General features: G+C 61.7%; 1 pseudogene. It reads left to right on the plus strand.

Annotated elements, in window-relative coordinates:
- Nucleotides 1-400 precede the first annotated feature (400 nt).
- A pseudogene (gene hrpB / locus DW49_RS0122590) lies at nucleotides 401-2,566 on the plus strand (ATP-dependent helicase HrpB); the annotation flags it as partial.
- Between the last annotated feature and the right edge of the window lie 61 nt (nucleotides 2,567-2,627).

A 2,627-nucleotide genomic window follows, 5' to 3' on the forward strand; every position in this document is an offset into this window, starting at 1 on the left:
TGCGCTCCGACTGCCTGTCCAAGTGGACGTGGGGCAGGTGTCCAAGTGAGCTTGGAATGAGTGTCCAAATGATCGTGGGCTGAGTGTCCAAGTGTCGTGGAATCCGCAGCTGTGGTTGGACAGCCCCAAGTACGTGACCTGGAAGCCCGTGACGTGGAAAAAAGCCGCCAAGAGCTTCAAGAGGTGACCGGTCTTTGCGGAGGTTTCTAGTTTTATTGCGTCGCAGCAGCGCTCAAAGAGATCCAAGACGTCGGACGGGATTCTGTCGATGGAGTGGTGGGCCAAGCTGTTGGTGCTTTTGATGATTGTCAAACCATTTTCCATCTGTTAGATCTCTATAAGATACTGTTATGTATGTATTTTCTGACGTTTGACAAGATCGTGCAAGTGGTAAATTGTTGAGCGTAGTCTGGACGCTGATCTGGCGCTGGCACTGAGCCTCAATGGTCGCGAGTTGTTTCGTGACGACCAGCCGCTGAAGATTCTGCTGATGTCGGCAACGCTGGAGGGCGAGCGGCTGGCGGCGTTACTGGACGATGCGCCGGTGGTACGCAGCAATGGGCGGATGTTTCCGGTGACGATGCAGTGGGGGCGTCCTTTTCAGCCCGGTGAGTTTGTCGAACCGCGAGTCGTGCAGACGGTGCTGGATGCGCTGGGCAGCGAGTCCGGCAGCCTGCTGGTCTTTCTGCCGGGGCAGGCCGAGATTCGTCGGGTCAACCAGCAACTGGCGGAAGCTTTGGGCGAGCGCGCCGACATTCTGCTTTGCCCGTTGCATGGCGAACTGGATCTGACTGCGCAGCGTGCGGCCATCGAACCGGCGCCCAAGGGCAAGCGCAAGGTGGTGCTGGCGACCAACATCGCAGAAACCAGCCTGACCATCGACGGCGTGCGCGTAGTGATTGATGCCGGGTTGGCGCGAGTACCGCGCTTCGATCCGGGCAGCGGCATGACGCGCCTTGAGACCCAGCGCATCTCCCGGGCCAGCGCCACTCAGCGCGCCGGACGGGCAGGGCGGCTGGAGCCAGGCGTGTGTTACCGGCTGTGGTCCGAGGCGCAACACGACCAACTCGCCGCTTACGGCGTGGCAGAAATTCTTCAGGCGGACCTCGCCGGGCTCGCGCTGCAACTGGTGCGCTGGGGGGTTACGCCTGCGCAACTGGTCTGGCTCGACGTGCCGCCCGCAGCAGCTTATGCACAGGCGCAGGACCTGCTGGTGCGGCTTGAGGCGCTGAGTAATCAGCCAGGTCAGCCGCCAGCCCTGACGCCCCACGGTCAGGCGATGGCCGAGTTGCCTGCCCATCCACGTATCGCTCACTTGCTGTTGCGCGGCCATGCCTTGGGCCTGGGCGAGCTGGCCTGTGACGTGGCCGCACTGTTGGGTGAGCGCGACATCCTGCGCGGTGGCGGCGCGGACCTGCACAGCCGCCTGACCTTGCTGGCGGGCACCGAGCGTGCTGCGCGTAGTGCACAGGGCGGCGTGCAACGAGCTAAACAGCTGGCACGGCAATATCGCGGATACCTGCGCGGCACTGCGAAAAGCCCGGTCAGCGATCCCGATCATTCACGCTGGCTGGGCGCTCTGCTGGCACTGGCCTACCCGGATCGCGTGGCACAACAGCGTCGCCCCGGCGGCGCTGAATATCGCTTGGCCAACGGTCGTGCGGCACTGTTTGCCGAGGCCGACGCACTGATGAAACAGCCGTGGCTGGTCATCGCGGATTTAGGCAGTCGTCAGGGCCAACGCGAAGAACGCATCTACCTTGCCGCCGAGTTCGATCCGGCGCTGTTCGACGCCGTGCTGGCCGAGCAGGTCATCACCGTGGACCAGATCGACTGGGACGAACGCGAAGGCGTGTTCCGCGCCGAGCGACAGCGCAAAGCGGGCGAGCTGATTATCAGCCGCGAACCACTCACCGGCCTCGACGACGCAGCCCGCAGCCAGGCGCTGCTCGCACTGGTGCGTCGTAAAGGCCTGGAACTGCTGCCGTGGACGCCGGAACTGCGCCAGTGGCAAGCGCGTGTCGCACTGTTGCGCAGCCTCGATATCGACAAAAGCGCAACCAGCGAATGGCCCGACCTGAGCGACGCGCAACTGCTGGCAACACTTGAACACTGGCTGATGCCCTACCTGGGCAAAGTCACCCGGCTCAGCCATTTCAGCCAACTCGACCTGTCATCCATCCTGCGCAACCTCCTGCCGTGGCCCCTGCCGCAACAACTCGAAGCACAGGCCCCGCAGACCATTCAGGTACCCTCCGGCTCAAACATCCGTATCGACTACAGCGAACAGCCGCCGATTCTGTCGGTGCGGCTGCAAGAGCTGTTTGGCTTGTCCGATACCCCGCGCATTGCCAATGGGCGGCAGGTGTTGAAGCTGCACTTGCTGTCCCCGGCGCGTCGTCCGGTGCAGGTGACGCAGGATCTGGCTAACTTCTGGCGGTCGACTTACAGTGAGGTGAAGAAGGATTTGAAGGGGCGGTATCCGAAGCATTACTGGCCGGATGACCCGTTGGTGGCGGAGGCGACGGCTAGTGTACTGTTTTCGAAAAAATCAGCCACCAACTAACGGAAAATTCAAATCTTATCAATAGCTTAGCTTGCAGGTTATGGGTAACTTATTTCGAAAA

Origin of the sequence: Pseudomonas avellanae BPIC 631 (assembly GCF_000444135.1) — a bacterium.
Taxonomy (GTDB): Bacteria; Pseudomonadota; Gammaproteobacteria; order Pseudomonadales; family Pseudomonadaceae; genus Aquipseudomonas; species Aquipseudomonas avellanae.